This is a genomic window from uncultured Maritalea sp., assembly GCF_937139385.1.
In the GTDB taxonomy this organism is placed as follows: Bacteria; Pseudomonadota; Alphaproteobacteria; order Rhizobiales; family Devosiaceae; genus Maritalea; species Maritalea porphyrae_A.
In genome coordinates this window covers 1-5,896 of sequence record NZ_CAKZPW010000375.1, presented here as the reverse complement: position 1 = coordinate 5,896, position 5,896 = coordinate 1, and the positions used below count along the sequence as shown (strand labels likewise).

At 49.5% G+C, this 5,896-nt stretch carries 8 protein-coding genes; 4 read left to right on the top strand and 4 right to left on the bottom strand.

Going from position 1 to position 5,896, the window contains the following annotated elements; all coding sequences use genetic code 11:
• The 3 genes from Q0231_RS15115 to Q0231_RS15105 form a co-directional block, all read right to left on the bottom strand.
• A partial coding sequence (locus Q0231_RS15115; protein ID WP_299348781.1) for a 7-cyano-7-deazaguanine synthase occupies positions 1-168 on the bottom strand: 168 nt, incomplete at its 3' end.
• A gap of 69 nt (positions 169-237) precedes the next feature.
• Entirely contained in the window at positions 238-1,587 is a 1,350-nt protein-coding gene (locus tag Q0231_RS15110; RefSeq protein ID WP_299348778.1) for a pyridoxal-dependent decarboxylase, read from the bottom strand.
• 9 nt (positions 1,588-1,596) lie between these two features.
• Complete coding sequence (locus Q0231_RS15105) at positions 1,597-1,905, bottom strand: helix-turn-helix domain-containing protein (RefSeq protein ID WP_299348775.1); 309 nt, start codon at positions 1,903-1,905, stop codon at positions 1,597-1,599.
• 80 nt (positions 1,906-1,985) lie between these two features.
• Here Q0231_RS15105 and Q0231_RS15100 point away from each other — a divergent pair, with 80 nt between their 5' ends.
• The 4 genes from Q0231_RS15100 to Q0231_RS15085 all read left to right on the top strand — a co-directional run bounded on the left by Q0231_RS15100 (position 1,986) and on the right by Q0231_RS15085 (position 5,154).
• Positions 1,986-2,405, top strand: a complete 420-nt coding sequence (locus tag Q0231_RS15100) for a DUF1801 domain-containing protein (protein WP_299348772.1) — start codon at positions 1,986-1,988, stop codon at positions 2,403-2,405.
• A gap of 46 nt (positions 2,406-2,451) precedes the next feature.
• The gene (locus Q0231_RS15095) at positions 2,452-2,877 is read left to right on the top strand and encodes a DUF1801 domain-containing protein (protein ID WP_299348769.1); all 426 of its coding nucleotides are present in this window, start codon (positions 2,452-2,454) and stop codon (positions 2,875-2,877) included.
• Positions 2,878-2,886: 9 nt separating this feature from the next.
• Complete coding sequence (locus Q0231_RS15090) at positions 2,887-3,342, top strand: SRPBCC family protein (RefSeq protein WP_299348766.1); 456 nt, start codon at positions 2,887-2,889, stop codon at positions 3,340-3,342.
• Positions 3,343-3,678: 336 nt separating this feature from the next.
• The gene (locus tag Q0231_RS15085) at positions 3,679-5,154 is read left to right on the top strand and encodes an AMP nucleosidase (RefSeq protein WP_269394088.1); all 1,476 of its coding nucleotides are present in this window, start codon (positions 3,679-3,681) and stop codon (positions 5,152-5,154) included.
• A 21-nt stretch (positions 5,155-5,175) separates the two neighbouring features.
• On the opposite strand, the gene Q0231_RS15080 is transcribed toward Q0231_RS15085, so the two are convergent.
• On the bottom strand, positions 5,176-5,896 hold a 721-nt coding region (locus tag Q0231_RS15080; protein WP_299348762.1), incomplete at its 5' end, for a phosphate acyltransferase.

Genomic DNA, 5,896 nt, shown 5'->3' with positions numbered 1-5,896 from the left:
AATATTTCTGCGCACGACGTCTCTGCACTGCATTTCAATGCTGTGGCGCTGATCATAATCAAATCCAACCGTTTCCACGCGGTCATATTTTTCTAGCGCCCATGCCAAACAGGTCGCTGAATCTTGACCGCCAGAGAATAATAATAAGGCTTTTTGCGCATTTTCCATGGGCGCGCCCTCCAAACTGAAGTCAGTTTAAAGGAAACACCAATGATCTGTGTTGACCGATATCAACCGCTAAAGTTCAGCAATTGCGCGCCCAATGGCATCAATCGCACGCTCAATATCCTCGTCCGTCGTCCGCCAGGAAGAAACAGAAAGCCGAAACACACTTTCACCACGCCATTTGGACGGTCCAAACCAAATCTCTCCCGCTTCGGAGATCCGCTGAATAAGAGCGGCGTTCTTCTGTTCGTTGCCAAGGGTACAAAGCACTTGATTGATGACCACATCATTCAAAACGGTAACACCGTGACCGCGCAAGCCTTCGGCCAGCCTTACTGCTTGTGCACAATGGCGAGTAACCATTTCGTCAACGCCTTGGCGCCCCAACGAACGAAGGGCAGCCCAAATCGGGATACCGCGCGCTCGTCGCGAGAACTCAAGCACCAGGTTCTTTTGCGAAAAAGGTTCAGTGGTCGAATAAACAGCATCCGAATTCAAAGTTGCAGCAAACTCATCTGCATGTCGGCAAATCGCCATCGCTCCATCATATGGAGTGTTAAGCCATTTGTGCCCGTCAGTTGTCCAACTGTCTGCAAGCTCAACACCGTGCGTCAGATGTTTCTTCGCTTCACTAGCCCGCGCCCAAAGGCCAAAAGCACCATCAACATGCACCCAAGCACCAGCAGCATGGACCACAGGTATGATCTCAGAAAACCGATCAAACGAACCTTTATTGACTTCGCCGGCCTGCAAACAAACGATCGTCATATCGTCGATTTTTGGCATCTGATTAACGATCACCCGACCATCTTCATCGCATGGAACAATCAGCAGCCGGTTCAGGCCAAAACCCAGCAGCTTGGCCGCTTTCTTGATGGTTATGTGAATGGTTTCAGACACCATCAATTTAACCTCAGGCGCACCAACAAGGCCGTCTGCATCTATGTCCCAGCCCTTACGCTTGAGCAAAGTTCGTCTAGCAACAGCCAACATCGACAGGCCGCAAGCGGTGGCACTAGTCCCAAAACCAATCTGGCTTTCACGTGGCAAATCAAGGATATCAAGCACCCAATTTGTCGCCACAGTCTCAATTCTAGCGGCAACCGGAGAATTGACAAACGACGACCCACACTGATCCCAAGCGCTTGCCAATCGTTCAGCAGCCGCCGCAGCTGGCAAAGTCGCCCCGATAACAAAACCAAAATAACGCCCACCATTATTGGTCACAGTGGCCGGTGTGCCCAGATCATTCAGCAACGCCAGTGTTTCCATAGGATCGGAAGAGCTATCGGGCAACGCCTCATCAAACCCGTCCAAACCCTCAAGTGCGGCCTGATCAGGAAACACGCGACGCGCGTCGACAGTATTCAAATATTCGATTGCTCGCTGATTTGCAGCACGAATGGTATCAATCTCACCCACAATATTCCCCTAAAGCTCGCTCGCAACGCGGTTAGCAACTCGCTGAATCGCCTCTTCGTTGCGCTTATAAAACGTCCACTTCTTGATCCGCTTGGACGAAATCAACCCCGCATCGCGCAACAAGCCAAGGTGCGCCGAAGCGGTGGGCGCACTGACACCAAGTTTGTCAGCAATAAAGCCCGAGCAGACCCCGTCTCTGACCAAATCTCCATCCACTTGTGGAGTAAAATTGCTTACAGGGTCCTTTAGCCACTCCAAGACTTTAAGTCGTTTCTCGTGCGCCAAAGCGTTGGCGATAAATACAAATTCTTCGTCCATGATTTAGTCAATAAGCTAACTGACTAATTGAATGCAAGGAAATTCTTGACGATTGCGCCAACTACGTGATGATTAAACACATGACAGATTACATGACACCAGAGGCATTTCTCGCTTCCATTGAAGATGAAAGCCGTCGCAACGACTGCATAAAAATCCACAACATGATGACCACCATTTCTGGCTGGGAAGCAAAGATGTGGGGACCATGCGTCATTGGTTATTCCAGCTACAAGTACAAATACAAAAGTGGCCACTCCGGCGAAACATTTCGCATAGGTTTTGCCAACCGCAAAACGCAGATCACACTCTATATTTTTTGGTACCCAGAAAAAAATGATCCCTTGCTTGCCAAATTGGGAAAGCACAAAGTCGGCAAAGGTTGTTTATATATCAAGCAATTAAGCGATATTGATGAATCTGTTCTGCAAGCCCTTATAAAACGCGCCGTAACTGGATTTGGCAATCGCAGTGAAATCAAAGAAACTACGGCAAACTAGCCAACTGGGCATATTTCGTGGTTTGATGATCCAAGGGGAAGCGAGAATGGCACAGAACAAAAATAAAACCCAAAAAACAGAACAGAATGTTGACGAATACCTTATGACGATTGAGGGGGACGAAAAACGCGCGGACTGCTTCAAAATCAAAGTGATGATGGAACGCATTGTGGGCGCACCAGCCAAAATGTGGGGCACCTCGATCGTTGGGTTCGGTGATTATCACTATAAATATGAAAGCGGACGCGAAGGCGATTTCATGCGCTCGGGTTTTGCAGCGCGTAAGGCCAATATCGTCCTCTACATCATGGCCGGATTTTCAGAATACGAGACGCTACTTGAGAAGATGGGCAAGCACAAACACGGCAAAGGCTGCCTATATATCAAACGCTTAAGCGACATCGATGAATCAGCTCTTGAAGAAATCATCACCAAATCTGTCGCCTATATGGCGCAAAAATACCCGGAATAGGACCGCAACATGCCAACCATAACAGTTTCCAAACATTTCGAAAGCTCACCCGAAATCGCTTTCGATGTGGTCTCAGATTTTCCAAATGCCGCCAGCTTTGTCGACGGTATTATTAAAGTTGAAATGTTGACAGAAGGGCCAGTGGCCGTTGGCACGCGCGTGCGCGAAACCCGCATCATGATGGGCCGCGAAGCCACCGAAGAAATGACAGTGACCACAATAAATAGACCCACATTGTTTGAGGTTGAAGCTTTCAGTCATGGCACAGAATATGTCACCAGCTACACAATTGAGCCAACCGAAGGCGGAGCGAATGTTACGCTTGTGTTTAAAGCAACCCCCAAAACATTCATGTCCAAAGTGTTAGCCGCACTGTTTTCCAAAATGATCTCAACCGTCGCGGATCTGATGGAAAAAGACCTCATTCAATCCAGCATCGAAGCGAAACGCAGGGCAGCAGCGTAGGAATTACTTAAAGAACTTAGCCAAACAAAAGCCAATGTGAGGGTGCATTGGTCTTGTTTGGGAAGTCAAAGATTTGGGTCGCCATCGGACATGGTTGAGGGCTGCAAAGGGGGACATGTCCGACAGCGACCAGAGCAATCAGCAAAGGGCAATATGCTGACCGCATGAGAACGATATGGGGATCAAGTTTGATGTTTAAAGGCCCGTCACATTCTTGTGATCAAAAAAACTTCTAACCACACTTAAAGACAAAATCGAAAACACCGGATATGCTTTGCGCATGGTACCAAACTCAGTGCCCAAACGACAAAAAGCAAAAACAACAACGGAGCCCAAATGGATACTATTCGCCCAATAGCTTTGCCGAACAAATCTTTCAGCGATCCCTATCTAGCCCGCGACTACGTCGCTGAGATTTATGATCGCAACACACAGTTTATTCGAGATGCAGTGCGCGATCTGTCAGACGGCAAGCAACCAAAAGGGCGAATTCGCGCGACTTATCCAATGGCTAAAGTCCGCTCCACCAGCTTTCAAAAAGTCGATTCCCACTTGCCCTATGGGTTCTTGCATTCGCCGGGCATTTACCAGACAACAATTTCAGAACCAGAGCTGTTCAAATACTATTTAACAGCCCAGTTTGCGCAGCTTTTGAAAAATCATGATTGCGAAATTGAAGTCGGCGAATCTGACACACCCATTCCTGTGCATTTCGCGCTCGATCCAACCACCACTTTGGATGGAGATGCGATCAACGCGCTCGGTATTCCGCTGCGCGACATCTTTGATGTGCCAGATTTGGCCCATACAGACGACGAAATCGCCAATGGCACCTTCATACCACCAAAGGGCGGCCCCTACCCGCTAGCAGCCTTTACAGCGCCGCGTGTAGACTATTCGTTGCACAGATTGTCTCATTACACTGCAACGAAGCCTGAGCACTTCCAAAACTTTGTGTTGTTCACCAACTACAGTTTCTACATCGAAGAGTTTTGCCGCCTTGCCCATAAATGGATGGAAGAAGGTCACCCCGATTACCACGCCTTCGTGGAACCAGGCAATGTGGTCACCCACAATGTGAATTCCGACGAGGTATCGACCGGCGAAAAACCACCGCGAGAGCCGCAAATGCCCGCCTATCACTTGAAAGCCAAACATGGTTCGGGCATCACCATGGTCAATATTGGGGTTGGCCCCTCTAATGCGAAAACCATAACCGACCACATCGCGGTATTGCGCCCTCACGCCTGGATTATGTTGGGACACTGTGCGGGCTTGCGCAACTCGCAAGACCTAGGCGACTATGTTTTGGCACACGCTTACGTTCGAGAAGATCATGTGCTGGACGCCGATTTGCCCATTTCCGTTCCCATTCCAGCCCTAGCAGAAGTGCAAGTTGCTCTGGAACAAGCCGTTGGTGAAGTGACCCAACTCAGCGGTTCAGACAAAAAGCGCATTATGCGTACCGGCACTGTCGCAACATTTGACAATCGAAACTGGGAGTTGCGCGACCAAAACGAAATCGCCCAACGACTATCCCAATCTCGCGCCATTGCCTTGGATATGGAAAGCGCTACCATCGCAGCAAACGGGTTCAGGTTCCGTGTGCCATACGGCACCCTATTATGCGTTTCGGATAAACCTTTGCATGGCGAACTTAAATTGCCCGGCATGGCCAGCGATTTCTACCGCACCCAAGTCAGCAAACACCTAGAAATTGGCATACTCGCCATGGAAATCCTGCGCCAACAGCCGGCCCACTCGATCCATTCCCGCAAACTCAGATCGTTTGCGGAAACGGCGTTTCAGTAAAACGAAATTTGAAGGCGGACGCTATTTAGCGTCCGCACCAACGGCTTCAGAAACTGCTACAGCGGTCATATTGACAATGCCACGGCTGGTCACAGAAGGTGACAGAATATGCGCAGGTTTTGCGGTGCCCATCAAAATTGGCCCAACAGACAATGCGTCATTTAGCTCTTTGATGAGAGTCATCGACAAGTTTGCAGCATCCAAATTTGGGAACAACAACAGGTTTGCTTCACCTGACAATTTGCTTTGCGGGATATAACGTTCACGCAGCATTTGGTTGAGCGCCAAATCCCCCTGCATTTCACCCTCAACTATCATGTCAGGCGCAGCGGCTTTGAGTTTTTGGTAGGCAGTACGCATCTTCTCAGATGTGCCACCATCACGTGAACCAAAGTTTGAATAGCTGAGTAGCGCAGCTTTCGCTTCAAGGTTGAACCGCTTCAAATGGTCTTGCGCCTGCAATGCAATCTCAACCAACTCGTCCGGGCTCGGGTCCATCGTTACATAAGTATCGGCAAAGAAAAACACACCACGGCGCATGATCAGCATCGACAAGGCAGAAACATCCGTCGCGCCCTCATCAAGCCCAATGATCGACTTAATATCGCGAACGTGCTTGATGTAGCGCCCCTGCAAGCCACAAATCAGCGCGTCAGCATCGCCCCGCTTCACCGCAAGCGCACCAATCACCGTGGTGTTGGTCCGCACGATTGTGCGCGCTGTATCCGGCGTAACCCCATTG